Source organism: Brachybacterium aquaticum, assembly GCF_014204755.1.
GTDB lineage: Bacteria > Actinomycetota > Actinomycetes > Actinomycetales > Dermabacteraceae > Brachybacterium > Brachybacterium aquaticum.
In genome coordinates this window covers 1,054,535-1,080,087 of record NZ_JACHLZ010000001.1, presented here as the reverse complement: position 1 = coordinate 1,080,087, position 25,553 = coordinate 1,054,535, and the positions used below count along the sequence as shown (strand labels likewise).

The following is a 25,553-nucleotide window of genomic DNA, read 5'->3' as shown; positions in this document are numbered from 1 at the left end:
ACACTGCGCGGTCGGACACTGCGCCGTCAGACCCCGGCGACATACCGGTACTCCCCCACGGGTGCGAATCCCGCGGCGCGGTACAGCCCGCGGGCGGCGGTGTTGCCCCCATCGACCTCGAGCAGGGCGAGGTCCGCACCCTGGACGGCGGCGAGGGCGAGCAGGGAGTCGACGACCGCACGTCCCAGCCCCTCGCGGCGACGGGCGGGATCGACGGCGATCTGGTCGAGCACGGCGATGGTCCGCCGGCGGTGCGGGACGAGCGCCGCCCGGCCCACGGCGCGGGCGCCCGGATCGGGAGTACCGGGAGGCCCGTCGGCCGACGGGGAGTCCTCCCCGAACGAGAGGTAGAGCGCCGGGGTCCCGGCCATGAGGTCGCGGAGCGTCTCGCGCGCGCCCTCCTCGGGGCGCGGAGCGAGGCGCCAGGATGCCTCCAGCCAGTCCGCGGGAGGGGCGCCGACGGCGATGCTCGCGCGCGCATCGGGGGCGGTGCGGAGGCCGTCGAGCGGGCGCTGGAGCACGAGGGTCGGCTCCCCCGCCGCGGCACCCCGCGCCTCGAGGGCGGCGGCGACGGGTCCGGGGTCCAGGCCCTCCACGTCGAACAGGCGGTAGGTGGGCTGTTCGCCGGCGGCGCCGACGAGGGCGTCGATGCGGTCCAGCGCCGCGGCGAGGGCGGCGGGGTCCGTCGGCGGCTCGATCGGGACGACGCTGTTCCCGCGCCGGGTCACGCCGCGGGAGCGGAGGATCGCGAAGCCGTCCACGTCCAGGCGGGACAGGGCCCGCCAGCCGCCGAGCAGCGTCTCGACGAGCGCGGTGCCGGTGAGGGGCTGCGCCGCGCGGGAGGCGGCGCGGGAGGGGCTGGTGGAGCGGCGGGGTCGACGGGCCATGTCGGCGAGTCTAGGGGCGGATCGCAGGTGGCCCTCGGGGCGGCCGACGGGCCTGTGCTGAGGCGTCGTGGCCGGTAGACTCGCTCTCGCCTGTCGTCCACGAAGGGATCTGCCATGTCCGTCGACCCCAACATCGACTTCACCTCCCACGACCCGTCGGACGGCGAGGAGCCGTCGACCGATCCGCGGATCCGCGAGGCCCAGGTGCTCGAGGAGCGGATGCGCCGGGCGCTGGCGACCAAGGAGGATCCGCTGAGCGACGGCGAGAGCACCTCGGAGCGGCTGCGCCGCCTCGAGCGGGAGCGCCTCGCGGGCGCCGAGGGTTCTGCTGAGGGGTCTGCCAACGGCGCCGATGCGCCCTCCGGCGACTGATCCTCCCCACACCGATCTTCTCCACAGCCCGCCCGGTCGCGCTCGCGCGTCGGGCGGGCTTGTCACACTGGAGGGCATGAGCATCCCGCCCGCAGCCCCCACCGACAGCACCGCCCTGCGCGAGGAGGCCCGCGAGGCGCTGCGTGCGCTGACCGGCCGGGCCGACGCCGACTTCCATCCCGGCCAGTTCGAGGCGATCCAGGCGCTGGTCGCCGAGCGCCGACGGGTGCTCGTGGTCCAGCGCACCGGCTGGGGCAAGTCCGCGGTGTACTTCCTCTCCGCGCTTCTGCAGCGGCGGCGCGGGGCAGGGCCGGCGCTCATCATCTCCCCGCTCATCGCGCTCATGCGCGACCAGGTCGCCGCCGCGCAGCGGGCCGGGGTGCGGGCCGCCGCGATCAGCTCGGCGAACCCCACCGAATGGCGGGACATCGAGGAGCAGCTGGCCGCGGACTCGGTGGACGTGCTGCTGGTCTCCCCCGAGCGCCTCGTCAACCCCCGCTTCCGGGAGGAGCAGCTGCCCCGGCTCGTGGACCGCTGCGGTCTGCTGGTGATCGACGAGGCCCACTGCATCTCCGACTGGGGGCACGACTTCCGGCCCGACTACCGGCGGCTGCGGGACCTGGTCGGCGAGCTCGGCGCGGACGTGCCGGTGCTCGCCACCACCGCGACCGCGAACTCGCGCGTGGTCGCCGACGTCGCCGAGCAGCTGGGCACCGGCGGTGCGGGCGGCGAGGTGCTGACCCTGCGCGGCCCCCTCACCCGCGAGTCGCTGCGACTGGGCTCGCTGAGCCTCGCCGATGACAGGCAGCGTCTGGACTATCTGGTGCGGCACCTGGACTCCTTCGAGGGCTCCGGCATCATCTACGCGCTGACCGTCTCCGCCGCGGAGGATCTCGCCGCGCTCCTGGACCGTCCGGGCCGGCGCGTGCGCGCCTACACGGGCCGCACCGATCCCGAGGAGCGGGCCGAGCTCGAGCAGGCGCTGAAGGACAACGAGGTCAAGGCGCTCGCGGCGACGAGCGCGCTCGGGATGGGGTTCGACAAGCCGGACCTCGGCTTCGTGATCCACCTCGGCGCCCCCAGCTCCCCGGTCGCCTACTACCAGCAGGTGGGCCGTGCGGGACGCGCGACCGACCGGGCCGACGTGCTGCTGCTGCCGGGGAAGGAGGACCGGGCGATCTGGGAGTACTTCGCGACGGCCTCCATGCCCACGCAGGAGTCCGCCTCCCAGGTCCTCGCCGCGCTCGCGGAGGCGGGCGGGCCGCTCAGCACCCCGGCGCTCGAGGCGCGGGTGGACGTGCGCCGCAGCGCCCTGGAGCTGCTGCTGAAGGTGCTCGCCGTGGACGGGGCGGTGCAGAGCGTCAAGGGCGGCTGGGTCTCCACCGGCGCGCCGTGGCACTACGACGCCGCGCGCTACGAGAACGTGGCCAGGGCCCGCCGCGATGAGCAGCAGGCCATGCTCGCCTACGAGCGGCTCGCCGGCGGGCCCGAGCAGTGCCGGATGGTGTTCCTCGCCGAGCAACTGGACGACACGACCGCCGAGCCCTGCGGGCGCTGCGACGTGTGCGCCGGGGCCTGGTATCCCTCGCCGGACGCCGCCGGGGCATCGGCGGGCGCGGGCGAGGGGCCGGAGGACTCCCGGGTCGCGGCGCTGCTGGAGCGGGTCGGCGTGCCGGTGGAGCCGCGGGCGAGCTGGCCGTCCGGGCTGGACCGGCTGCTCGGCGCCGGCGCGCCGAAGGGCCGGATCCCCGAGGGCGAGCGGGCCGCCGAGGGCCGGGTCATCGCCCGCATGTCCGACCTCGGCTGGGCGGTGCCGCTGCGGGAGCTGCTGCGCACCGACGAGGACGGCCGCCCGGTCGATGCCGTGGTCCCCGAGCGGATCGGCGGGCGGATCGTCGAGGTGCTGAAGGACTGGGACTGGGCGCAGCGGCCCGCAGCCGTGGTGCGGATCCCCTCGACCACCCGCCCGCAGCTGGTCGGCTCCCTGGCCTCCGGGATCGCGGCGATCGGTCGGCTCGAGGACCTCGGCGCCCTCGACCTCGCCCCGGGCGCCCAGCCGTTGCGCGGCGGCGGCAACAGCGCCTTCCGCGTCGCGGACCTGTGGGAGCGCTTCGCCGTCGGTCCCGAGCTGCAGGCGCGGCTCGACGCGCTGGACGGGGCGCCGGTGCTGCTGGTCGACGACGCGATCGACACGCGCTGGACCATGGCGGTCGCCGCCCGGCTGCTGCGCCGCGCCGGGTCCGGCCCGGTGCTGCCGCTCGCACTCGCCCAGCAGGCCTGAGCGACGGCGGGGTCAGTCGGCGTCGGCGGGGTCAGTCGGCGTCGGCCGCGTCGGCGTCAGAGTCTGCCCCGTCGACCGCGGCGGCGTCCTCGTCCGGCGTCACCGCCTCCGGGCCGTGCTCGAGCAGCTGCACGAACCCGGCCTCGTCGAGGATCGTCAGGCCCAGGTCGCGGGCCTTGGTCTCCTTGGAACCGGCGTTCTCGCCGACCACCACGAAGCTCGTCTTCTTGGAGACCGAGCCCGAGGCCTTGCCGCCGCGGGAGATGATCGCCTCCTTCGCGCCGTCCCGGGTGAAGCCCTCGAGCCCGCCGGTGACCACGATGGTCAAGCCTTCGAGAGTCTTCACGAAGCCCTCCTCGACCTCGTCGGCCATGCGCACGCCGGAGGCGGCCCAGCCGTCCACGAGCGCGCGGTGCCAGTCCACGGAGAACCACTCGACCACGGCCTCGGCAATGATCTGCCCGACCCCGTCGGTCTCGGCGAGCTGCTCGACGCTCGCCTCCCGGATCGCGTCCATCGTGCCGTAGGCGGTGGCGAGCGACCTCGCGGCGGTGGGGCCCACGTGCCGGATCGAGAGCGCCACGAGCACCCGCCACAGCGGCTGGCCCTTCGCCTTCTCCAGCTCGCTGAGCAGCAGCTCGGTGGTCTTCAGGACGCCCGGCTGCTTCACCTCGCGCCACTCGTCGCCGCGCTTGTAGTGGCGGAACTGGGGGCGGGACCAGAAGGCGGGCTGGATGCGCCAGTCGCCGGTGGGGACGCCGTCGCGCCGCTCGGGCTGCCATACGAACACCTCGCGCACCTTCTCGGCGGTGAGGTCGAAGAGGTCTTCGCCGGTGGTGATGACCGGGGTCTGCAGGGCGGGCAGCAGCGGGTCGTCCGCGGAGGTCAGGCGCAGCAGCGGCACCCCGTCGTTGCCCTGCGAGACCTCGCCGTTGCGCAGCACGACGAAGCGCTCGAGCTCCACGTCCTCGACGCCGCGGATCGGGAGGTGGATCGCGTGGCCCTCGGCGAGGGCCGCGAGTGCCTCGCCGCGGCGCTTGTCCGGGTCGGTCAGCGCGATCGCGCTCTCCTCACCGAGGGACTCGATGTCGAAGGCGCCGCGGGAGCCCGCGTGCTCGACACGGCCGGTGACCTGGGCGGGGCAGTCGCGCTGGTTGGGGCAGCGCCAGTCCTTGTCGCCCTCCTTCTCGGGCCGGATCTCGGTGCCGCAGGAGGGGCACTCGGTCGGCATGACGAAGGGCCGCTCGGTGCCGTCGCGCAGCGACTCGACGGGGCCGAGGATCTCGGGGATCACGTCACCGGCCTTGCGCAGGATGATCGTGTCGCCGATGAGAACGCCCTTGCGCTCCACGTCGAACTGGTTGTGCAGGGTCGCCTTCTCGACGGTGGAGCCGGCGACGGTGACCGGCTCCATGACGCCGAAGGGGGTGACCCGGCCGGTGCGGCCCACCTGCACCTGGATGTCCAGGAGCTTGGTGGTCACCTCCTCGGGCGGGTACTTGAAGGCGGTCGCCCAGCGGGGGGCGCGGGAGGTGGAGCCGAGCGCGCGCTGCTGGGAGAAGGCGTCGACCTTGATGACGATCCCGTCGATCTCGTGCTCGACGTCGTGGCGGTGCTCGCCGTAGTGCTCGACGTAGGCGATGACCTCGTCGATCGACTCGCTGACCTGCATGTACCTCGAGGTGGGCAGTCCCCAGGAGGCCAGCAGCTCGTAGACCTCGCTCTGGGAGCCGACCGGCGGGTCGCACCAGGCGCCGAGGCCGTGGACGGTCAGGCGCAGCCCGCCGAGACGCGCTTCGCCGGCCTCCCGCTCGAGCCCGTCCTTCTTGTCCAGCTGCTGGCGCAGGCCCCCGGCGGCGGTGTTGCGGGGGTTGGCTAAGGTGGGGAAGCGCCGAGTGGCGGCGAGCTGCTCACGCTCCTCGTCGAAGGCGCGCTGGGCGGTGGCCTGACGGGACTCGAAGCGGGTGCGGGCCTCAGCGACCGCGCGCTCCCGCAGCTCGACCTGGAAGTCGTTCAGGCGCTCGAAGGCGGCGGTGGGCATGAACACCTCGCCGCGCACCTCCACGAGGGCCGGGTGCCCCTCCCCCGCCAGGCGCTGCGGGATCCCCTCGATGCGCAGGGCGTTCTCGGTGACGTCCTCGCCGGTGCGGCCGTCGCCGCGGGTCGCGGCGGTGACGAGCTCCCCGTGCTCGTAGCGCAGGTTGATGGCGAGCCCGTCGATCTTCAGCTCGGTCAGCCAGCGCACGCTCCCGCCGAGCTCCGCGCTCGCATGGGCGCACCACTCGCGCAGCTCCTCCAGGGAGAAGACGTTGTCCAGGCTCTGCATCCGCTCGGCGTGCTGGACCGGGGCGAGGCCCGTGGCGACGCCGGCATTCCCGACGGTGCGGGTGGGCGAATCCTCGCGCGCGAGCTGCGGGTGCTCCGCCTCGAGGGTGCGCAGCTCCTGCTCGAGCGCGTCGTACTCGGCGTCCGCCATGGTCGGCGCGTCATGGCCGTAGTAGTCCTCGCGCGCCTGCTCGATCTGCGCGATGAGCTCGGCGATGCGCTGCTGGGCGGTGCTGTCCGAGGAGGGGGCCTTGGCCGAGGGGGAATCTGCCGACGGGCTCTCGACCTCGGGGCGGGGGTGCTGAGGGTCCTGCGCGGTGGGAGTCACCCGGACATTGTGACGCACGGGGCGGACAGGGGCCGTCCTCGGAATCGCCTGTGGTGCGCTCGTGCGACGTGCTTCTCAGGCCGCGAGGCGCTCCGCGTAGGAGGGGGCGAGCCGCAGCAGCGCCTCGATCGCGGTCTCGTCCAGGAGCGTGGAGACCTCGGGCTGGGCGGAGGGGTCCACGCGGCCGGAGTGGACGTCGTGCGCGGCGCCGGTGTGGGCGATCACGGTGATCCCGGCGGCGGAGTGCTCGGAGTGGCCCAGGCGTCGCCAGATCTCGAACATGCGCTCCACCTCGGGCACGAGCCGTCCACCCGGTCGGGGATCGACGACGAGCTCGAAGCTGCACCCCTGTTCGGCGGCCTCGGCGATGCCCTCCCACAGGGCCACGCCCGCCGCGGTGTCCAGGGCCGGCATGCGGCGGGGGCTGAGGGACATGCGGCGCACGCCGGCGTCGCGGGCGGCGCGCAGCAGGGTGGCGTCCGCGCCGACGCCGAAGGTGATCGCGTCGGCCCCGAGCCCCACGGACTCGAGCGCGACGACGAGGCTGCGCCACAGCATCCCGATCTCGGGGGCGGCGAGCGGGGCGTAGCGGCGGCGGCCGGACGGGGTGGGGATGCGGCCCTCGTGGACGCCGGCGACGGCGTCCTCGCGCAGCAGCAGGTGGCGGTGCGCGCCGGGGACGCGCTCGGCGACGGCGGCGAGGTGGTCGGCGAGGCCCTCGGCGAGCAGCATCGGCAGGTCGCGGACGGCGCCGGGGTCGCCGAGGGTCCGCTCCCCCGACTGCAGGTAGGTCGCGGCCGACAGGGTCGCGGGGCCGAGCGCCGTCGTGGTCAGCAGCCCCTCGTAGCCGAGCAGCGCGATCCGGGCGGCGTCCAGGGTGCGCTCGCGCAGCTCGCGGGCGTGCTGCCAGGCGAGGCCCGTCCCGGCGCCGAGGCGCCAGCCGTAGCTGACGAGGTCGCCGGTGGTCTCGGCGAGCAGGGCGAGGGTGGCGGGCAGCAGATGGTCGGTCTCGTCCAGGCCCAGCGCCGCGGGGAGGTAGAGGCGGGCGGCGAGCTGCTCCTCGAGGTCGTCGCCGAGCAGGGAGCGCAGGCGCATCAGGGCCGAGAGGTGCGGGTCCTCGGGCAGGCCGAGGGCCTCGCAGCGCTCGGGGGTAAGGGCACGGAAGGTGCCGTCTCCGGTGAGGGTGAGCAGCGGGGTCATGCGCGGCGCTCCAGGGTGGCGGCGGCGAGGACGCGGTCCCCGTCGTAGAGGACGAGGGTCTGGCCCGCGGCGACGCCGCGGATCGGGGTGGCGAGCTCGACGCGCAGGAGCGCGTCGTTCCTGCCCGCCGACGCGGCGGCGGGGACCTCGAGGATCGTCGCCGGGGTCGCCTCGCCGTGGGCGCGGATCTGGGCGCGGACCTCGCGCCCGGGGGCGAGGGGCTCGAAGGAGACGACGTCGCTCGCGACGAGCTCGCGGGTGGAGAGCAGCTCCGCGGCGCCGATGACGACCTGGCGGGAGGCGGGGTCGATGTCGACGACGTAGCGGGGGGCGCCGTCGGCCGCGGGCTGCTGGATGCCCAGGCCCTTGCGCTGGCCGATGGTGAAGCCGTGGGTGCCGCGGTGGGTGCCGAGCACGTGCCCGTCGGCGTCCACGACCTCGCCGGGCGCCTCGCCGAGGTGCCTCTCGAGGAAGCCGCGGGTGTCGCCGTCGGCGACGAAGCAGATGTCGTAGCTGTCGGGCTTGGTGGAGACGCCGAGGCCGCGGGCGCGCGCCTCCGCGCGCACGTCGGCCTTCGTCGCGAACTCCCCCAGCGGGAACAGCGAGCGGCCGACGGCCTCCGGTCCCATCACGGCCAGCACGTAGGACTGGTCCTTGTCCATGTTGCGCGAGCGGTGCAGGGAGGGTGCGCCGCCGGGGCCGTCGTGGCGGATCGAGGCGTAGTGGCCCGTGCACACGGCATCGAAGCCGAGCAGGGTCGCGCGCTCGAGGAGGGAGGCGAACTTGATGCGCTCGTTGCAGCGCACGCACGGGTTCGGGGTGCGGCCGGCGGCGTACTCGGACAGGAAGTCTTCGACCACGAGGTCGTGGAAGTCGTCGGAGAGGTCCCACACGTAGTAGGGGATGCCGATGCGCTCGGCGGCCACGCGGGCGTCGGAGGCGTCCTCGACGGTGCAGCAGCCGCGGGAGCCGGTGCGGGTCTGGTCGCGGTTCTTGGACAGGGCCATGTGCACGCCGACCACCTCGTGGCCGGCCTCGGCCGCGCGGGCCGCCGCCACGGCGGAGTCGACGCCGCCGCTCATCGCCGCGAGCACCTTCATGGCGTCTGCACCTCCGTCACCGTCCCGGACACCGTCGTTCGCATCCCTCGAGTGTACGAAGGGGTATGCGCTCTCCCGGCCGCGGGGGACGTGAGATGCGCCCTGTGACCCGCGGGTCAGCGAGGCAGGGAACGGCGGCACTCAGCGGCGCAGGGCCCCCACGGCGCGGGCGCGCTCGAGCGCCTCAGGCAGGGCGGCGAGCAGGATGTCGACGTCCCGCTGCGTGCTCGTCCAGCCGAGCGACAGGCGCAGCGCCCCGCGGGACTCCTCGAGGCCGATGCCCATCGCCTCCAGGACGGGGCTGGCCTGGACGACGCCGGCGGAGCAGGCGGAGCCGGCAGAGGAGTCCACGCCCCGCTCATCCAGGAGGAACAGCAGGGCGTCGGAGTCGGCACCCGGCAGGACCATGTGCACGATGTGACCGGACTGCGGGGAGTCCGGGGGCAGGGTGAAGCGGGCGTCCGGGGCGATGGCGGCGATCCCCTCGCGCAGGCGGGTCGCGAGGGCGCGCACCTCGACGGCGCGCCGGTCTCGCTCGGCGAGGGTCTCCTCGAGCGCAGCGGCGTAGGCGGCAGCCTGGGCGGCGTCCAGGGTGCCCGAGCGCACGCCGCGCTGCTGCCCGCCGCCGGTGCTGGTGGCGGCGAAGGGCACGGTGGGCCGGGCCACCAGGACGCCCACGCCGACGGGAGCGCCGATCTTGTGGCCGGACAGGGACATGAGGTCCACGTCGTCGAAGGAGGGCAGGGCCACGTGCCCCACGCCCTGCACGGCGTCGGTGTGGACGAGGGTGCCGTGGGGGCGGGCGGCCGCGGCGAGCGCGGCGAGGTCCTGCAGGGCGCCGGTCTCGTTGTTCACCAGTGCCGCGCTCACCACGCCGACGCGTCCGTCGGCGAGCGCCTCGGCGATCCCGTCGGCCGTCAGGATCCCGGCGGCGTCCACCGGGAGCTCGCGCGCCTGGATCGGCGGGCGGCCGGCGGCGAGGGAGCGGGCGGTGGCGACCACCGCCGGGTGGTCGGTCGCGGCGACGGCGACCGCGGTGCGAGTGGGATCCTTCGCGAGCACGCCGAGCGGCGCGGCGCGCAGGGCGAGGTTGTCCGCCTCGGTGCCGCCGGAGGTCATGATCAGCCAGCTGCGCGGCACCCCGAGGAGGCCCGCGATCCGTTCGAGAGCCTCGTCGAGCACGGCGCGGGCGCGGCGGCCGGCGGCGTGGACCGAGGAGGGGTTCCCCCAGGCGGCGGAGGCCTCGAGGAAGGCCTCACGCGCGGCGGGGCGCAGCACGGTGGTCGCGGCATGGTCGAGGTAGGCGCGCTCCTGCGTCTCCTGCGGCTCCCGCCCCTGCTGGTCCCGCGCCTGCTGGTCCCGCGCCTGCTGGTCCCTGGGGGCCTCTGCGTCGTGCGTCGTCACCATGGCTTCACCGGGTCCCGCGGGGACCCGCCGTCCTCGTTCTCGCCGTCGCCGCCCTGGGCGTCGCGGTTGCGCTCCTCGAGCTCGTCGTCCTTCTGCTGGTCCTCGGAGGTGCCGCTGGTCGGGGTCTCCTCGGGGGTGCCGTCCCCGTCGGGGTCGGTGCGCGAGGGGTCGCCCGGGTCCTGCTGGCCGCCGCCGCCCTCCTGGTCGCCCGGCTCGTCGCCCTGGTCGGTGCCGCGGTCGTCGGGGTCGTTCCCGGCCTCCTCGTCGGCCTCGCGGCGCTTGTCCTCGACCCGCTCGCCGTTCTCCTCGGTGGTCTCGGAGTCCTCGTTGCCGGACTGCTCGCTGGGTTCCCCGGACTCTCCGCCCTCGCCGCCTTGGCCTCCTTCACCGCCGCCGCCACCGCCGCCGCCCATGCAGGGGGCGAGCAGCTCCTCGGCCTCGAAGAGCCGGTCGGCGCGGGCCTGGGGGTCCTCGATGAGATCGGCCTGGCGCTCGATGGACAGCGCGAGGTTGTTGAGGATCTTGCACTGCGCGTGCATGGGGGCGTTGATGTCGGAGTGGCTGTTCCACTCGTCCAGCGCCACCCGCAGCTCCGCCTCCGCGGCGGCGTCCTCGCCCTGCTGGAGCAGCGCCGTGCCCTCGGACAGGTGCGGGAGGTAGGGCTCGAACCAGTTCGCGGTCTGCACCGGGGCGAGGCGCTCGATCGCCACGGGATAGTCCTGCTTCCCGTAGGAGTCCAGGTGCATGGCCTGGGTGATCGGCATGGACACGAAGCGCACCGCCAGCACGGCGAGCGCGAGGATCGGCAGAGCGAGGATCGCGAAGACGATCAGGCGCGTGCGGCGCAGCCGCTTCACGTTCAGGCCGAAGTCCTCGGCGCTGCCTCGCTCGTCCTGGGCGAGGGCGGGCGGCCTGTCGGTGGGCGGGGCGTCCGGCTGCGGGGACTCCTGCCGCGGGGCGAGGGACGTGCTCATCGCTGCGCTCCTTGAAGGTCCTGGCGGTCGATCCTGCGCGGCAGGCGGTAGGTCATCTCCCCCAGCTCCCAGATCATCAGGGCGGCCAGCGGGATCGCCGCCACCCAGTACCAGTCCTCGAAGCTGGCGACCCCGCGCCGGGACTCGGCCGGGATGGGGCGCAGGGTGATGCCGTCCATGGTGCCCTCGATCGGGGCCTCGGGGTCGTCGCGGTGGAGATAGGGCACGCCGAGCTGCCCGGCGATGGTCTGCAGCTGGGTCTCGTCGATCGTGGAGATGCCCTGGGCGCCGTCGGGGCCGGTGATGTACTCGCCGTCCTCCGCGCCGCCCTGGGTCTTCATGGGACCGCCCTCGGCGGTGCCGTAGCCGAGCACGGCCCCGCCGTCGATGAACCCGGCCGCCTGGGCGAAGGACTCCGACTCGCGCTCGTCGGTGTTCTCCCCGTCGGACAGCACGTACACGAGGACCGAGGAGTCGGGGTCGTCGCGCTTGGCGTCGGAGATCTCGGTGAGCAGCGTGGCCAGCGGGCGGTCCACGTTCGAGCCGGTCGAGTAGGCGGTCGGCTCGGTGGTGAGCGTGTCGATCCAGGCGGCGGCCGCCCCCGCATCGGTGGTCAGCGGCAGCTGCTGCGTGGCGGTCGAGTCGAAGGCGATGATCCCGTAGCGGGCCCCTTCGGTCATGCCCATGATGCGGGTCATGTCCGCCTTCACGCCGTCCAGGCGCGGCTGCTCGCCGGCGAAGTCCTCGGCGTTCATTGAGCCGGTGCGGTCCACGACGAAGAAGACGTTCGCGTTCATGCGCTGGGTCTGCTCGCCCTCGATGGGGGTGACCGGGCGCAGCGCCACGACGAGCAGCAGCAGGACCATCAGGGTGCGGCGCAGCCAGGCGACGCGCTGCCGGGGCCGGGCCACCAGCATCGCCGCGCACAGGGCGAGCATCGCGCCGAACAGCGGGATGATCGCCCACAGCGGCATCAGGTACTGCAGATGCATCAGCGCGCCCTCCATCCCAGGACCAGGATCCCGACGAGGGAGAGGAAGGTGAGCACGAAGGGCACCGACGGATGGTCGGTGCGCACCACGGTGGGCTGGGCACCGAGCACCTCGGCCTGGTTGCGCTGGATCGCCTCGATGATCGCGGGAATCGCCTGCGGGTCGGAGGACTCGTACAGCTGACCGTCCTGGTCCTCGGTGGCGGTCTGCAGCTCCTCGAAGCAGCCGGGACCGCACTCGTAGGCGCCGGGGTAGAAGGTGTACAGGTCGATGTCGCGGTCGGCGACGCGCTGGGTCGCCTCCTCGAGGGTGAAGATCGGGGTGCCGTTGACCTCGTTGTCGGTCGCGAAGATGATCGAGCGGGAGCGGTCCTGCTCGGCCTGGTCGAAGACCTGGGCGCAGGAGGCGAGGCCGTCGGGCACGATCGAGGCCTCGTCGGGGATGCCCTTGGTGCCCTCGACGAAGTCGACGTACTGGCGCACCTTCTCGTCGGAGTAGTCCCGGGTGCCCAGCCGGTACCCGAACTCGTCGAAGTCGATCGCCTCGGCGCCCTGCACGAGCTCGCGCTGGATGAGGTCGTAGTCGTTGGTCAGCGGGAAGACGGTGCGACTGGTCGAGTTGAAGATCGACAGCGCCACCCGCTCCCCCTCGAAGGAGTCCACCATCGTCGCGAAGGTCGCGAGGATCTCGGTGTCGTACTCGTACATCGACCCGGACACGTCCAGGCACAGCACGATGTCGCGCGAGGCGAACTCCGGGGTCTCGATGCGCTCCGTGGCGATGCGGCCGGAGAGCACGGAGGCGGCGAGCACGGCGAGCACGGCGATGCCCACCTGCGAGGCGCGCACCACCCGCGCGGCGCGCTGGGCCCGCACGAAGCTCGGGATCCGGTCCATGTAGCGGGAGTTCGCGACCAGCACCGGGGAGCGGCGCAGGGAGCGACGGTTCCAGAAGGTGATCGCCCAGACCACGATCGCGGCCAGCAGCAGCAGGCCCGTGACCCACCAGAAGATCATGACCATGCGCGGATCACCTCCCGGGCGCGGCGCACGGAGTCGCGCAGCTCGCGGTCCGAGGCCTGGGCGAAGTCCGGCTCGTACAGGTCGCCGATCAGCGCGCCGACGGCACACGTGCGCGGCTCGGCCTGCAGGGTCGCGAGGTCCTGGCTGGTGACGTCCAGGCCCGTGGTGCGCTTGACGAAGCGTCGCATCACGCCGGTGAGCTCATGGTGGCCCTCGCGGGCCTCCAGCTCCCCGGCCTCGTGTCGGTCGGCGATGTCGTTCACGGCGCGCAGGAACTCGGCCTTCAGGGTGGCCATCTCGCCAGGCCGGGCGCGGTAGGCGATGCGCTTCTCGATGGCGCGGGTGATCTTCAGGGTCCCCACGATCAGCGCGACGATCACCACGATGCACAGCACCGCGAGGATCACCCAGGCGATCGAGTACTGGGGAGGGTCGATGACCTCGGGCGGCGCGGGCTCGGCCAGGAGCTGCGCCGCGGGGCGGAGCAGCAGGTCAGGCACGGGCATGGCGGTACTCCCGGGAGCGCAGCATGGCGATCATGTCCTCCACCACGGTGCTCTCGCCGCGGGTGAGCAGGTGGCTGACGTGCAGGCGGTCGAGCATCTCGGTGATGCCCTCGCTGCGGGCGGCGCGGTAGGCGGCCACGTCCCGGGCGACCCGCTTCGAGGTACGGGTGAGCGAGCCGATCTCGCGCGGGGCGTCCACGTCGACCACGTCGTGGTCGAGGTCCGCGGCCTGGAGCGGGTCCGCGTCGGCGATGCGGATGACCATGACGTCGTGCCGTGTGGTCAGGCGGCGCAGCAGCGCGAAGTCCTCGACCGCCGGATGGGCCTCGTCGGTGATGATCGTCATCAGGGTGGAGCGGGTGGTGACGCGGAAGGCGCGCTCGAGCAGCCAGGCGCTGTCCGCGGGCGGCGCGGCGGAGGTGGTGGTCTGCTGGATCGTGCGCAGCAGCAGCTCGAGGTGGCCGTCGCTGGAGCGGGAGGGAAGCTGCACGGGACGGGCGTCGCTGCCGCCGACCAGGCCCACGAGGTCGCCGTTCTTCTGCGCGAGGTAGCAGACCATCCCGGCGGCGAGGATCATCGCCTCGCGCTTGGAGGTGCCGTCGGCCGCGGTGGCCGCCATGGCGGAGGAGGTGTCGGCGACGATCGAGAGGTGCCGCACCCGCTCCTCGTTGAACTGGCGGATCAGCGGCTCGCCCGAGCGGGCGGTCGCCTTCCAGTCGATGTCGGAGATCTTGTCCCCGGGCTGGTAGTACTTCAGATCGTCGAAGTCCTCGCCGCTGCCCTTGAACAGCGAGCGGCCGCGGCCCTGGATGAGGCCGCGCGCCCGGTTCGAGGTGTGCAGGTCCACCCGGGCCTTGACCCGGGTCATGAGCGAGGTCGCCATCGGTGCCGCCTGCGCGCTCAGGGCATCGGCACGGCGTGGAAGACCGCGTCGATGATCTGCTCGGGCTTGATGCCGCTGGCGAGCGCGTCGAAGGTGAGCACGAGGCGATGGCGCAGAACGCCGTAGCGCATGGCGCGCACGTCGTCGGGGGTGACGTAATCGCGGCCGTGCAGCAGGGCGTGCGCCTGACCCACGCGCATCAGCGCCAGGGAGCCACGGGGGCTCGCCCCGACCCGCACCGACTGGGTGAGGTTCGGGACCGGGCGCGGACCGGAGCCGCGCGTGGTGAAGACCAGGTCGATGATGTAGCGCTTGACCGCGGGGTCGACGTACACCTGGTCCACCATCGCCTGCAGGAAGCGGACGTCCTCGAGGGACACTGTGCCCACCGCCTCGCGCGGACCGGTGAGGCTGCCGGCGGTGGAGCGGTCGAGGATCTCGTGCTCCTCGGCGGGGCGCGGATAGGTGAGGATCTCCTTCATGAGGAAGCGGTCCATCTGCGCCTCGGGGAGGACATAGGTGCCCTCCTCTTCGATCGGGTTCTGCGTGGCCAGCACCATGAACGGCTCGGGCAGGCGGTGGACCTCGCCGCCGATGGAGGTCTGGCGCTCCTGCATCGCCTCGAGCATCGCCGACTGGGTCTTGGCGCTGGAGCGGTTGATCTCGTCCAGCAGCACCACATTGGCGTGGACCGGGCCGAGCTGGGTGGTGAAGGTGCCCGAGCCGTAGTTGAAGATCTGAGTGCCGATGATGTCGTTGGGCATCAGGTCCGGCGTGCACTGGATGCGGGAGAAGGAGCCGGTGATCGCGGAGGCGAGCGCGCTGGCGGCGGTCGTCTTCGCCAGGCCCGGCACGGACTCCAGCAGCACGTGCCCGCCCGCGGCGAGCGCCGCGAGCAGCGACAGGCGCAGGTTCTCCTGGCCCACCACACGGGACTGGAACACCTTGGTGATGGTGCCGATGATCGCGCCGGTGCGCTCGAGGTCCGCCGGCGCGATCGCGCGGCTGGAGGGCGCGAAGCCCTCGGGCCGGCGGGACGGGCCCGCGGCGGGGTGGGCGGGAGCGGCCGACGGGGCCATGCCCGCGGGGGCGCCGGGTCCGGCAGGGGCGGCCGACGAGCCGGGGCCCGACTGCGGGGCGGGGGGCACCGGGACCCCCGGCTGCTGGGTGGGTGGGTTGCTCATGCGCTGGCTGTCCCCCGTCGTGCGGTCGTCGTGTGCTGTGCGTCCTGCGGGCCGCGCCCAGGAGCCCGCGATGCCCCGTCCCCTCCCCCGAAGGCGGACGCAGGCCGGTGCTGGCACGGCCGTGGCAGCCCTCCGCGCGCCGTCCGCGCGGGTCGCCACCGCGACGATCCTAGCGCCCCGGCCCTCGGCGGGCGCGATGCGGCTCACGCCGAGTGCGCGCCGGTGCGAGGGCGGTGGGAGGATGAGCACGTGCTTGCCGACCGCTTCGACCGCGCCACTCCGCCCGTCGCCCCCACCGCCCCCGGACTCGCGGTGGACTCCCGCGGCAGGGGGACCTTCGCCGTCGCCGCCCCCCGCGCCGAAGTGGTGGACCTGTGCGTGCTGCGGGGCACGACCGAGCACCGTCAGCGCCTGCGCCACACCAACGGCGGACTGCACTGGGACCACGTCGACGGCATGGTGCCGGGCACGAAGTACGGGCTGCGCGTGCACGGGCCGTGGAACCCCGAGGAGGGGATGTACGCGAACCCCCGCAAGCTCCTCCAGGACCCCTGGGCCCGCGGCGTCTCGCACTCCTCGTCGCTGCTGAGCTCCTTCTTCCCCTTCGAGGTCGACTCGATGCTGGACCGGGTGGGCGACACGGCCCGGCGCAGCGAGGTGGACAACGGGGCGGATGCGATCTGGTCGGTGGTCGTCTCCGACGCCTTCGACTGGCAGGACGATCTGCGCCCGATGGTGGACTGGGACTCGACCGTGCTCTACGAGCTGCACGTCAAGGGCTTCACCCAGCTCCACCCCGATCTGCCGCCCGAGCAGCGCGGCACCTACGCCGGCCTCGGCCACCCGGCGGTGACGAACTACCTGCGCGAGCTCGGGGTGACCAGCATCGAGCTGCTGCCCATCCACGCCGCGATGGACGAACCCCACCTCACCCGCCTGGGCCTGACGAACTACTGGGGCTACTCGACGTCGTCCTTCTTCGCCCCTGAGCCGTCGCTCGCCACGGCCGCCGCCCAGCACGCCGGCGCCCAGGCGGTGCTCGACGAGGTCAAGACCATGGTGCGGCGGCTGCACGCCGCAGGCTTCGAGGTCATCCTCGACGTGGTCTACAACCACACCGCCGAGGGCGGGGCCGGCGGTCCGTCCCTGTCCCTGCGGGGCCTGGACAACCTCGAGTACTACTGGATGGACCACGGCACCTTCCAGGACGTCACCGGTACGGGAGGCACCCTCGACCCCCGCTCCGTGCACGTCACCGACCTGATCCTCGCCTCCCTGCGCTACTGGGTGCAGGAAGTCCACGTGGACGGCTTCCGCTTCGACCTCGCCGCGACCCTGGGCCGCGACGACCGCGGCTTCCGCCACGACCATCCGCTGCTGCGGGCGCTGGCGACGGATCCGGTGCTGCGCGGGGTCAAGCTCATCGCCGAGCCCTGGGACGTGGGCACCGGCGGCTGGCAGACCGGAAGCTTCCCCGTCCCCTTCGCCGAGTGGAACGACGCCTTCCGCGACGACGTGCGCGCCTTCTGGCTCTCCGACCGCGCCGCGCGCGAGCGCACCGGCAACCAGGCCATCGGCGGCGTGCGCGACCTGGCCACGCGCCTGGCCGGCTCGAGCGACCTCCTGACCCGCCAGGACCCGGTGGACCTCCCCACCGGGCGGAGCCTGCGCGCCCCCTGGGCCTCTGTCAACTACGTCACCGCCCACGACGGCTTCACCCTGCGCGACCTCACCGCCTACGAGACCAAGCACAACGAGGCCAACGGCGAGGACAACCGCGACGGCACCTCGAACAACCGCTCCTACCACCACGGCCACGAGGGCGAGCTGCCCGCCGGGACCCCCGGGGCCGCGGCCCTCGAAGCGGCCCGCCGCCGCACCGCCCGCAGCGTGCTGGCGACCCTGCTGCTCGCCTCGGGCACCCCGATGCTCAATGCCGGGGACGAGCGCGGTCGTACCCAGCAGGGCAACAACAACGCCTACTGCCAGGACAACGAGATCTCCTGGATGGACTGGCGGCGCAGCGCCCACGCCGCGCACCTGCGCGAGACCGTCTCCCGCCTGCTGCAGCTTCGCGGCGAGCATCCGCAGCTGCGCTCACCCCACTTCCTGCGCCCCGCGGATCCGCCCGCGCTCGACGCCGGGCAGATCGCCTGGTTCGACGCCGACGGGCTCCCGATGGACCACCAGGACTGGATGAACCCCTCCCAGCACCTGCTGGCCATGCTGCGCCCCGCGATCCCGGGCCGCGAGGGCTCCAATCACCTGCTGGTGATCCTCTCCGCCGAGGCGGAGGAGCGCACCGTGCGCCTGCCGGAGGCGCCCTGGCCGCAGGGCACCGCCCGCCTGCTGCTGGACACGGCGCTGGAGAACCCCGAGGAGCTGCCCACCTCCCCCGTCGTGGACCGGACGGTCACCGTCGCCCCCGGGAGCGTGGTGGTCGTCGGGATCACCCCTGACGTCACGGCGGAGGTGCCGAAGCGGCTATCGTGAGGTCAGTCACCGCGATCATCGCAGAGCGCCTCGTGACCATCGAGCGCTCAGGCAGGAGAGCCCATGTCCGAGACCACTGACCGCACCGGGCTGGACGCCGGTATCGGGCGCATCCCGATCATGGATGTGCAGCCCGTCGTCGACGGAGGGCGCTTCCCCGCACGCTGCGTGGAGGGCGAGACCGTCACCGTACGGGTCAACGCCTTCCGCGAGGGCCACGACGCGATGGGCGTGCAGCTGGTGCTCGTCTCCCCCGACGGCACCGAGACACGTCGCGCGCTGCGCTCGGTGAACCCGGGCCTGGACCTGTGGGAGACCACGATCCGTCCCGACGAGCTGGGCAGCTGGACCTTCCGCATCGAGGCGTACTCCGCCCCGTATGAGACCTGGGCCCACGTGGCCGAGGTGAAGGTCCCCGCCGGCATCGACCTCGACCTCACCTGCGCCGAGGGCGCCCTCGTGCTCGAGCGCGTGCTCGCCGAGATCACCGCGGGCGAGCGCCCCGCCTCCGACGGCCCGGTCGTCACCGCCGCCCTCGAGTCCCTGCGCGCCCCCGGCCTGCCCGCCTCCGCCCGGGTCGCGCCGGCGCTCGCCGGCGACCTGCGCGGCATCCTCTCCGAGCGCCCCCTGCGCGAGGGCGTCACCGTCGCCGGTCCCTACCGGCTCGAGGTGCAGCGCCGCCGCGCCCTGTTCGGGTCCTGGTACGAGTTCTTCCCCCGCTCCGAGGGCGCGCACTTCGACCCCGAGCACGGCTGGACCTCCGGCACCCTGCGCACCGCCGCCGGTGCCCTGGACCGCATCGCCGACATGGGATTCGACGTCGCCTACCTCACCCCGATCCACCCCATCGGCAGCACCTTCCGCAAGGGCCGCAACAACACCCTGGACCCGCAGCCGGGCGACCCCGGCTCCCCCTACGCGATCGGCTCCCCCGACGGCGGCCACGACGCGATCGACCCGGACCTGGGGACGATGGAGGACTTCGACGCCTTCGTCGGCCGGGCGAAGGAGCTGGGGCTCGAGGTGGCGATGGACATCGCCCTGCAGTGCTCCCCCGACCACCCCTGGGTCGCCGAGCACCCCGAGTGGTTCACCGTTCGTGCGGACGGCACCATCGCCTACGCCGAGAACCCGCCGAAGAAGTACCAGGACATCTACCCCCTCAGCTTCGACCAGGACTACGAGGGCCTGTACGCCGCGATCCGCGACATGCTCGAGCTGTGGGTCTCCCATGGCGTGACCCTGTTCCGCGTGGACAACCCCCACACCAAGCCCGTGCGCTTCTGGGAGGAGCTGCTGGCGGAGTTCGCCGAGACGCACCCCGAGGTGATCTTCCTGGCCGAGGCGTTCACCCGGCCCACGATGATGCACACCCTGGGCAAGGTCGGCTACCACCAGTCCTACACGTACTTCACCTGGCGCGAGGGCGCCGACGAGCTGCAGGAGTACCTCGAGGAGCTGGTGGAGTCCGCGCCCTACATGCGGCCCAGCTTCTGGCCCACCACCCACGACATCCTCACCCCGTACATGACCACCGGCGGGCGCCGCGCCTTCGTGCTGCGCGCGATCCTCGCCGCGACGCTGGTGCCCACCTGGGGCATCTACAGCGGCTACGAGCTCGTCGAGGACGTCCCGCGCCCCGGAGCGCAGGAGCAGATCGACAACGAGAAGTACGAGTACAAGCCGCGCGACTACGCAGGGGCGCTGGCCCGGGGCGAGAGCCTCGAGCCGCTGCTGGCGACGCTCAACCGGATCCGCCGCGAGCATCCCGCCCTGCAGACCCTGACCACGATCCGCTTCCACGAGGCCGACGACCCCCAGGTGCTCGTCTACTCCAAGCACCTCGACGCGGACGCCACCGGCACCGGCAGCCCCGACAGCGTGCTGGTGGTCTCCCTGACAGCCCACGACCGCGACTCCTCGACCCGCCTCCACCTGGACCCGGCCGCCTTCGGCGCAGGCGACTCGTTCGAGGTCGAGGACCTGCTGACCGGCGAGCGGTACCACTGGGACCGCGACCCGTTCGTCATCCTGAGCGCGTCCGACCGGCCCGCGCACGTCCTGCGGATCATCCACCCCGAGGAGAACTGACATGACCGACACCACGGACCCCACCGTCCCGACCCGCACCGGCGCGGGCTCGACCCCGGTGATGCCGCTGGGCGAGCACGAGCTGGGCGCCACCGCGACCGGCAGCTTCCACGAGCCGCACGCGGTGCTCGGTGCCCACGAGTACGAGGGCGGCGTCACCATCCGCACCCTCAAGCCCTTTGCCAGCGAGGTCGCGGTGCTGCTGCCCGACGGCACCGCCCACGCGATGGAGCACGAGTACGACGGGATCTGGACCGCCGCCCTGCCGCTGAAGGAGGTGCCCTCCTACCGGATCCGCGTGACCTGGACAGACGGCGCCGACTGGGTGGACACCGAAGAGCCCTACCGCTTCCTGCCCACCATCGGAGAGCTCGACCTGCACCTGATCCGCGAGGGTCGCCACGAGGAGCTGTGGCGGGCGCTCGGAGCGCACGTGCGCACCGTCGACGGCGTCGAGGGCGCCTCCTTCACGGTGTGGGCGCCCAACGCCCGCGCCGTCCAGGTGATCGGCTCCTTCAACGGCTGGAACGGCCGCCTGCACTCGATGCGCTCGCTCGGCGCCTCGGGCGTGTGGGAGATCTTCGTGCCGGGCGCCGGGGACGGCGCGACCTACAAGTTCCGCATCCTCGGCCCCGACGGCCAGTGGCGGGAGAAGGCCGACCCGATGGCGCGCGCCGCCGAGGTGCCGCCCGCGACCGGCTCGGTGATCACCACCAGCGACTTCGAATGGTCCGACGAGCACTGGCTCGCCGAGCGGGCCGGCGCCGACGCGCTCGCCTCGCGCATGTCGGTCTACGAGGTGCACCTGGCCAGCTGGCGGCCGGGCCTCGGCTACCGCGAGCTCGCCCAGGAGCTGACCGAGTACGTCGCGGACATGGGCTTCACCCACGTGGAGTTCATGCCGCTGGCGGAGCACCCCTTCGGCGGGTCCTGGGGCTACCAGGTCACCGGCTACTACGCCCCGACCTCGCGCCTCGGCTCCCCCGACGAGCTGCGCCACCTCATCGACACCCTCCACAACGCCGGGATCGGCGTGATCATGGACTGGGTGCCCGCCCACTTCCCCAAGGACGAGTGGGCGCTGGGCCGCTTCGACGGCACCCCGCTGTACGAGCACGCGGACCCGCGCCGCGGCGAGCACCCCGACTGGGGCACGTACATCTTCGACACCGGCCGCAACGAGGTGCGCAACTTCCTGGTCGCCAATGCCTGCTACTGGCTCGAGGAGTTCCACGTCGACGGCCTGCGCGTGGATGCGGTCGCCTCGATGCTGTACCTGGACTATTCCCGCGAGGACGGCCAGTGGATCCCCAACCGCCACGGCGGCCGCGAGGACCTCGAGAACATCGCCTTCCTCCAGGAGACGACCGCCACCGCGTACAAGCGGGCACCAGGCATCGTGATGATCGCCGAGGAGTCCACCTCGTTCCCGGGCGTCACCCGCCCCACCGACACCGGCGGCCTCGGCTTCGGGTTCAAGTGGAACATGGGCTGGATGCACGACACCCTCGAGTACCTCGGCCAGGACCCGATCCACCGCCAGTACCACCACGGCGAGCTGACCTTCTCGATGGTGTACCAGTACTCGGAGAACTTCGTCCTGCCGCTCAGCCATGACGAGGTCGTGCACGGCAAGGGCTCGCTGCTGCGCAAGGCGCCCGGCGACGACTGGCAGCAGGCCGCGTCGCTGCGCTCCTACCTCACCTTCCAGTGGACCCACCCGGGCAAGCAGCTCATCTTCATGGGCATCGAGTTCGCCCAGGGCACCGAGTGGAACGAGCAGGCTGGTCTGCCCTGGTGGCTGCTGGAGTATCCGCTGCACCGCGGCGCCCAGCAGCTGGTCCGCGACCTCAACGCCCTGCAGGCCGAGTTCCCGGCCCTGTATCAGCGGGACCAGGACCCGGGCGGCTTCGAGTGGCTGATCGGGGACGACGCCGGCCACAACGTGCTCTCCTTCGTGCGCCGCGACGCGGCGGGCGACCCGGTGGCCGTGGTCGTGAACTTCTCCCCCGAGCCCTGGCACGACTACCGCATCCCGCTGCCCGAGGGCGGAGACTGGCTCGAGGTCCTGAACACCGACGCCCCCGTGTACGGCGGCAGCGGGGTCGGCAATCTCGGCCGGGTCCACGCAGAGCCGCTGCCCCTCCACGGTCGCGAGCACTCCGTGCGCCTCTCGGTGCCGCCGCTCGGCGCGGTGATCCTCGCCCCGCAGCGCCTCCGCGAGGGCTGATCCCGGCCCCGGGTTACCGGAAAGTCATGAGCCGCTGTGTTCCAGGAATGGCACACAGCGGCTCATGACTTGTGGGTAACCCGACGCCCGACGGTGCCGAGCCCGGCGGTGGCGACGCCCCGCGGTGCCCCGCGAGGCGCATGCACCCGGGGCGCGGCAGGTGCGCGCCCCTGCGCGGCGCTCAGTACAGCAGGTTCGCCAGGCGCTTTCGGGCGGCGGCGACTCGCGGGTCCTCGGCGCCGGCGACCTCGAAGAGCTCCAGCAGCCTGGCGCGCACGGCGTCCTTGGTCTCCTGGTCCGCGCCGCGCAGCAGGTCCAGCAGGCGGCCGAAGGCGTCGTCGACGTGACCGCCGAGCATGTCGATGTCGGCGACCAGCATCTGCGCCTCGAGGTCACCGGGCGCGTGCGCGGCGGCCTCGCGGGCGGCGCCGGTCTCCGCCCCGCGGGTGCGGCGCATGAGCTCGACGGTCGCCAGGCCCGCCTTCGCCTCGGCGTCGGCCGGGGCCTCCTGGAGCTGCTTGCGGTACGCCGCGGCGGCCGCGTCGAGATCGCCGCGCTCGATCGCCTCGTACGCCTCCGCGATCAGCGGCGGGAGGGGCTCCTCCGGCGGGGCCTGCTGCTCCCCGTCGGCCGACGGATCCATGCCCTGCTGGCGGGCGATCTCGAGGACCTGGGTGACGAGGTTGTCGATCTCCTCGTCGGGCAGCACGGACTGCACGATGGGCTGGAGCTGGCCCTGGATGAGCAGCAGCAGCGTGGGCAGCTGCTGCACGCGCAGCGCGGCGGCGACCCGCTGCTGGGTGTCGGCGTCGACGGTGGCCAGGCGCACCGCGCCGCCCTGCGCGTCGACCGCGCGACGCAGCGAGGCGAGGAACTGTGCACCGTCGGGCACGCGGCTGCTCGTGACGAGCATGAGGGTGGGGATCCGCTGGGAGTCGCCGATCAGCTGCTCGAGCCCCTGCTCGGTGACGGCGACCTCGTGCACGGACGGGGTGCCGGCGTCGGCCGGGCCGGCGCCGCCGGCGGGCTGCTTCAGCGCGGCGAGATCGATGATGCCGTATGGATCGGACACGGAGATACTCCTTCGACGGGTGCGTGACGCGCCCAGTCTAGGGAGTCGCGCCGGGGCGCGACCGGACGGGACCGTCCGGTTCGCCCACGGCACAGCGCGCACCCGGGCTCACGCCCCGCGGCACTGCCCCGCGGCTCACTCCCCGCTGCACAGCCCCCGCGGTTCACTCCCCGCGGTTCACTCCCCCGTCGCGGCCAGCGCGGTCTGGGTCGCGCCGATGGGCTGGACCTGGCCGCCAGCGTCGGCCGAGGGGATGTACAGGGCCACATGGGTGCCGTAGTCGCGCACGTACTCCTTGGTGAACTCCCGCTTGCCGATCACCTTGGTGTACTTGTTGTCCTCGGCGTAGCGCATGGTGGCGCCGTCCTTGATGGAGACGCGGCGGCTGGACATGAGGGTGCCCATCACGATCGCGCCGCCGTCGTCGGTGCGCAGACCCACCAGCTCGTCCTCGCGCACGGTGTAGGTCTCACGGATGGTCGCCGCCTCGTCCCACTCCACGCCCTGGTTCAGCTCCTTGCGCTCCGTCTGGATGCGCTCGTGGGTGCCGGTCTGGAACGGGTTCGGGGCGAGCTGGTCGTCCGCATCCGCCGCATCGCCCTCGGTGAGGACCTTCGCGTACAGGGCGAGCGCCGCGGCCGGGGTCATCAGCAGACCCTCCGTGTCGCCGGTGACCTGCTCCGAGCCCACCGCGGCGGCGGGCACGGTGGGCATCTCGACGTCCACGGCCTGCTGGGCCCAGCCCCAGGCGGTGTAGGGGGACTTCGCATCCGCCTGCTGCAGCGCCATGAAATAAGGGACGCCACCGTCGACGGAGTCCTCGACGAGTGCGATGGCAGTGCGGGGGAACTCGGCGCTGGTGGAGGTGAGCGGCACGATCAGCGCTTCGCCGGGGACCTTGAGGTCCTCGGCCCATTCCTCGGCCTTGGCAATCAGGGCGTAGACGGCGGTGCGGAACTCGGCGGCGGAGCCGGAGACGCGCGGGGCGAGCTTCGCGGCGTCGCGGGCCTCGTCCGCCTCGACCACGACGGCGTGCACCGCGGGGATGATCTTCTCGAACTGCTCGGTGGTCTGCGCCGGAGTGGGCTCGGCGAGCTCCTTGCCGGTGGGCGGGGCGGCAGGCGGCTCGGGCTCCGCGCCGCAGGCGGCCAGCAGCGTGGTCGCCAGCAGACCGCCCGTGCCGAGCAGCAGGCCGCGACGGCCGACGGGGAGTGGCGAGGCGGCGGAACGGACGGCACTGGCGGTCTTCACGGCTTTCCTGTCCTTCATGGCGACGTCCTTCATGGCGGCTCCCCGGCGCGGCTCGTGGTGGGTCGTCATCGCTGCTGCTCCTGGTCCGTGCCCTCGGCGGGATCGCCCCAGGCGCTGTCCTCGGTGGAGGTGAGCCTCTCGGTGGCGGGCTCGTCGGCGGTCGCCGCAGCGCCCGCGCCGGCGCCCCAGGAGGAGGGGTACGGGCCGACGGGCAGCTCCTCCGCCTCCTCGTCGTCGCGTCGGCGGCCGAGGGAGACCACCAGCAGCACCAGGCCGATCACGGCGATCGCGGCGCCGCCCGCGTAGGCGAAGGGCACCCACTCGTTCTCGGCGTTCACGGGCCAGGTGATGGAGATGCTCTCCGCGCCGGGCGCGGTGCCGTCGGTGACGATGAGCAGCGCGCGATAGACCTGCTCGTTGTCGCCGTTCTCCTGGGCGAAGAAGTCGGCCACGTCGATCGTGTAGGGGCTGGGTCCGGTGTCCACGGTGCGCCACAGATCCGACTCGGTGGGCGAGGCGATCTCGGCCGCGCCGTCCGGGGACACGTCCTCGGTGCTCAGCGTGGTCCAGTCGCTGGCCCCGGTGATGCGGGTGTGGTGGATGCCCTCGAGGTAGGCGTCGATGTCGCTGTTGGACGCGGTGATCACCGAGACGTCGGAGGCGCCCTCGATGACGACACGGCCCTGCTCACCGCCCACGTAGAGCACGCCCGGGTCGATGACCACGGCCGGCCCCGGATCCTGCAGGGTCACCGAAGCGGTGGTCTCGGTCTCGGGGGCCCAGGTGGTCTCGCCCAGACGGCCGAGCACGAGCCCGAGCAGTCCGACCAGGACCAGGAGGACGGCGAGGAGTCGTTGCACGATGGGATGCTCCTTGTGACGGTGCCGGGCCGGACCCGGACGGGGGACCCGTCCACGATACGAGCCCTGCGCGGTCACGACCAGGGCTTCGTGAG

19 protein-coding genes are annotated in these 25,553 nt (G+C 73.1%); 5 read left to right on the top strand and 14 right to left on the bottom strand.

Features of this window, described 5'->3' with window-relative positions:
* Window positions 1-26: 26 nt before the first annotated feature.
* Window positions 27-887: a GNAT family N-acetyltransferase gene (locus HNR70_RS04805; protein ID WP_184324649.1), complete on the bottom strand. Its 861-nt coding sequence runs from the start codon at window positions 885-887 to the stop codon at window positions 27-29.
* A gap of 114 nt (window positions 888-1,001) precedes the next feature.
* Here HNR70_RS04805 and HNR70_RS04800 point away from each other — a divergent pair, with 114 nt between their 5' ends.
* Window positions 1,002-1,259, top strand: coding sequence for a hypothetical protein (locus HNR70_RS04800; protein ID WP_184324648.1), 258 nt, complete (start codon window positions 1,002-1,004; stop codon window positions 1,257-1,259).
* Between the two features lie 76 nt (window positions 1,260-1,335).
* Window positions 1,336-3,540 (top strand): DEAD/DEAH box helicase, encoded by a 2,205-nt coding sequence (locus HNR70_RS04795; protein WP_221421092.1) that lies wholly within the window; start codon window positions 1,336-1,338, stop codon window positions 3,538-3,540.
* 31 nt (window positions 3,541-3,571) lie between these two features.
* Here the strand turns inward: HNR70_RS04795 and HNR70_RS04790 are convergent, their stop codons facing one another.
* From HNR70_RS04790 to HNR70_RS04745, 10 genes are all read right to left on the bottom strand, one after another.
* Window positions 3,572-6,193, bottom strand: a complete 2,622-nt coding sequence (locus tag HNR70_RS04790; protein ID WP_184324647.1) for an NAD-dependent DNA ligase LigA — start codon at window positions 6,191-6,193, stop codon at window positions 3,572-3,574.
* 75 nt (window positions 6,194-6,268) lie between these two features.
* A complete protein-coding gene (locus HNR70_RS04785; protein ID WP_184324646.1) occupies window positions 6,269-7,393 on the bottom strand; it encodes a hypothetical protein in 1,125 nt (374 codons plus the stop codon).
* Window positions 7,390-8,493: a tRNA 2-thiouridine(34) synthase MnmA gene (gene mnmA, locus HNR70_RS04780; protein ID WP_184324645.1), complete on the bottom strand. Its 1,104-nt coding sequence runs from the start codon at window positions 8,491-8,493 to the stop codon at window positions 7,390-7,392. The genes HNR70_RS04785 and mnmA overlap by 4 nt, the downstream gene beginning before the upstream one ends.
* A 141-nt stretch (window positions 8,494-8,634) precedes the next feature.
* Window positions 8,635-9,900, bottom strand: a complete 1,266-nt coding sequence (locus tag HNR70_RS04775) for a cysteine desulfurase family protein (RefSeq protein WP_184324644.1) — start codon at window positions 9,898-9,900, stop codon at window positions 8,635-8,637.
* Window positions 9,894-10,874: a hypothetical protein gene (locus HNR70_RS04770; RefSeq protein ID WP_184324643.1), complete on the bottom strand. Its 981-nt coding sequence runs from the start codon at window positions 10,872-10,874 to the stop codon at window positions 9,894-9,896. Before HNR70_RS04770 ends, HNR70_RS04775 begins: the two co-directional genes overlap by 7 nt.
* On the bottom strand, window positions 10,871-11,866 hold the full coding sequence (locus HNR70_RS04765) for a vWA domain-containing protein (RefSeq protein WP_184324642.1): 996 nt from the start codon (window positions 11,864-11,866) through the stop codon (window positions 10,871-10,873). The genes HNR70_RS04770 and HNR70_RS04765 overlap by 4 nt, the downstream gene beginning before the upstream one ends.
* Entirely contained in the window at window positions 11,866-12,888 is a 1,023-nt protein-coding gene (locus HNR70_RS04760; protein ID WP_184324641.1) for a vWA domain-containing protein, read from the bottom strand. Before HNR70_RS04760 ends, HNR70_RS04765 begins: the two co-directional genes overlap by 1 nt.
* Window positions 12,879-13,394 (bottom strand): hypothetical protein, encoded by a 516-nt coding sequence (locus tag HNR70_RS04755; RefSeq protein WP_184324640.1) that lies wholly within the window; start codon window positions 13,392-13,394, stop codon window positions 12,879-12,881. The genes HNR70_RS04760 and HNR70_RS04755 overlap by 10 nt, the downstream gene beginning before the upstream one ends.
* Window positions 13,381-14,277 carry a DUF58 domain-containing protein gene (locus HNR70_RS04750; protein WP_184324639.1) on the bottom strand — a complete coding sequence of 299 codons (897 nt, stop codon included), beginning with the start codon at window positions 14,275-14,277 and terminating at the stop codon, window positions 13,381-13,383. Before HNR70_RS04750 ends, HNR70_RS04755 begins: the two co-directional genes overlap by 14 nt.
* Before the next feature lie 17 nt (window positions 14,278-14,294).
* Window positions 14,295-15,461 (bottom strand): AAA family ATPase, encoded by a 1,167-nt coding sequence (locus HNR70_RS04745; RefSeq protein ID WP_184324638.1) that lies wholly within the window; start codon window positions 15,459-15,461, stop codon window positions 14,295-14,297.
* Between the two features lie 249 nt (window positions 15,462-15,710).
* On the opposite strand from HNR70_RS04745, the gene glgX reads away from it, so the two are divergent.
* The 3 genes from glgX (at window position 15,711) to glgB (ending at window position 22,275) form a co-directional block, all read left to right on the top strand.
* A complete protein-coding gene (gene glgX / locus HNR70_RS04740) occupies window positions 15,711-17,954 on the top strand; it encodes a glycogen debranching protein GlgX (RefSeq protein WP_184324637.1) in 2,244 nt (747 codons plus the stop codon).
* Between the two features lie 63 nt (window positions 17,955-18,017).
* Window positions 18,018-20,045, top strand: a complete 2,028-nt coding sequence (locus HNR70_RS04735; RefSeq protein WP_184324636.1) for an alpha-1,4-glucan--maltose-1-phosphate maltosyltransferase — start codon at window positions 18,018-18,020, stop codon at window positions 20,043-20,045.
* Window position 20,046: 1 nt separating this feature from the next.
* Entirely contained in the window at window positions 20,047-22,275 is a 2,229-nt protein-coding gene (gene glgB, locus HNR70_RS04730) for a 1,4-alpha-glucan branching protein GlgB (RefSeq protein WP_184324635.1), read from the top strand.
* Window positions 22,276-22,456: 181 nt separating this feature from the next.
* Here glgB and HNR70_RS04725 read toward each other — a convergent pair whose 3' ends face one another.
* From HNR70_RS04725 to HNR70_RS04715, 3 genes are all read right to left on the bottom strand, one after another.
* Window positions 22,457-23,347, bottom strand: a complete 891-nt coding sequence (locus HNR70_RS04725; RefSeq protein ID WP_184324634.1) for a co-chaperone YbbN — start codon at window positions 23,345-23,347, stop codon at window positions 22,457-22,459.
* Window positions 23,348-23,524: 177 nt separating this feature from the next.
* Window positions 23,525-24,667, bottom strand: coding sequence for a DUF8094 domain-containing protein (locus HNR70_RS04720; protein WP_246375150.1), 1,143 nt, complete (start codon window positions 24,665-24,667; stop codon window positions 23,525-23,527).
* Window positions 24,664-25,458 (bottom strand): hypothetical protein, encoded by a 795-nt coding sequence (locus HNR70_RS04715; RefSeq protein ID WP_312857564.1) that lies wholly within the window; start codon window positions 25,456-25,458, stop codon window positions 24,664-24,666. Before HNR70_RS04715 ends, HNR70_RS04720 begins: the two co-directional genes overlap by 4 nt.
* Between the last annotated feature and the right edge of the window lie 95 nt (window positions 25,459-25,553).

Bases quoted from the DNA above. Each gene is read 5' to 3' on its own strand.
- HNR70_RS04795 (WP_221421092.1), top strand. From the start codon at position 1,336: ATGAGCATCCCGCCCGCAGCCCCCACCGACAGCACCGCCCTGCGCGAG.
- mnmA (WP_184324645.1), bottom strand. From the start codon at position 8,493: ATGAAGGTGCTCGCGGCGATGAGCGGCGGCGTCGACTCCGCCGTGGCG.
- HNR70_RS04760 (WP_184324641.1), bottom strand. From the start codon at position 12,888: ATGGTCATGATCTTCTGGTGGGTCACGGGCCTGCTGCTGCTGGCCGCG.
- HNR70_RS04735 (WP_184324636.1), top strand. From the start codon at position 18,018: ATGTCCGAGACCACTGACCGCACCGGGCTGGACGCCGGTATCGGGCGC.
- glgB (WP_184324635.1), top strand. From the start codon at position 20,047: ATGACCGACACCACGGACCCCACCGTCCCGACCCGCACCGGCGCGGGC.
- HNR70_RS04785 (WP_184324646.1), bottom strand. From the start codon at position 7,393: ATGACCCCGCTGCTCACCCTCACCGGAGACGGCACCTTCCGTGCCCTT.
- HNR70_RS04770 (WP_184324643.1), bottom strand. From the start codon at position 10,874: ATGAGCACGTCCCTCGCCCCGCGGCAGGAGTCCCCGCAGCCGGACGCC.
- HNR70_RS04775 (WP_184324644.1), bottom strand. From the start codon at position 9,900: ATGGTGACGACGCACGACGCAGAGGCCCCCAGGGACCAGCAGGCGCGG.
- HNR70_RS04765 (WP_184324642.1), bottom strand. From the start codon at position 11,866: ATGCATCTGCAGTACCTGATGCCGCTGTGGGCGATCATCCCGCTGTTC.
- HNR70_RS04755 (WP_184324640.1), bottom strand. From the start codon at position 13,394: ATGCCCGTGCCTGACCTGCTGCTCCGCCCCGCGGCGCAGCTCCTGGCC.
- HNR70_RS04720 (WP_246375150.1), bottom strand. From the start codon at position 24,667: ATGACGACCCACCACGAGCCGCGCCGGGGAGCCGCCATGAAGGACGTC.
- HNR70_RS04750 (WP_184324639.1), bottom strand. From the start codon at position 14,277: ATGGCGACCTCGCTCATGACCCGGGTCAAGGCCCGGGTGGACCTGCAC.
- HNR70_RS04745 (WP_184324638.1), bottom strand. From the start codon at position 15,461: ATGAGCAACCCACCCACCCAGCAGCCGGGGGTCCCGGTGCCCCCCGCC.
- HNR70_RS04800 (WP_184324648.1), top strand. From the start codon at position 1,002: ATGTCCGTCGACCCCAACATCGACTTCACCTCCCACGACCCGTCGGAC.
- HNR70_RS04805 (WP_184324649.1), bottom strand. From the start codon at position 887: ATGGCCCGTCGACCCCGCCGCTCCACCAGCCCCTCCCGCGCCGCCTCC.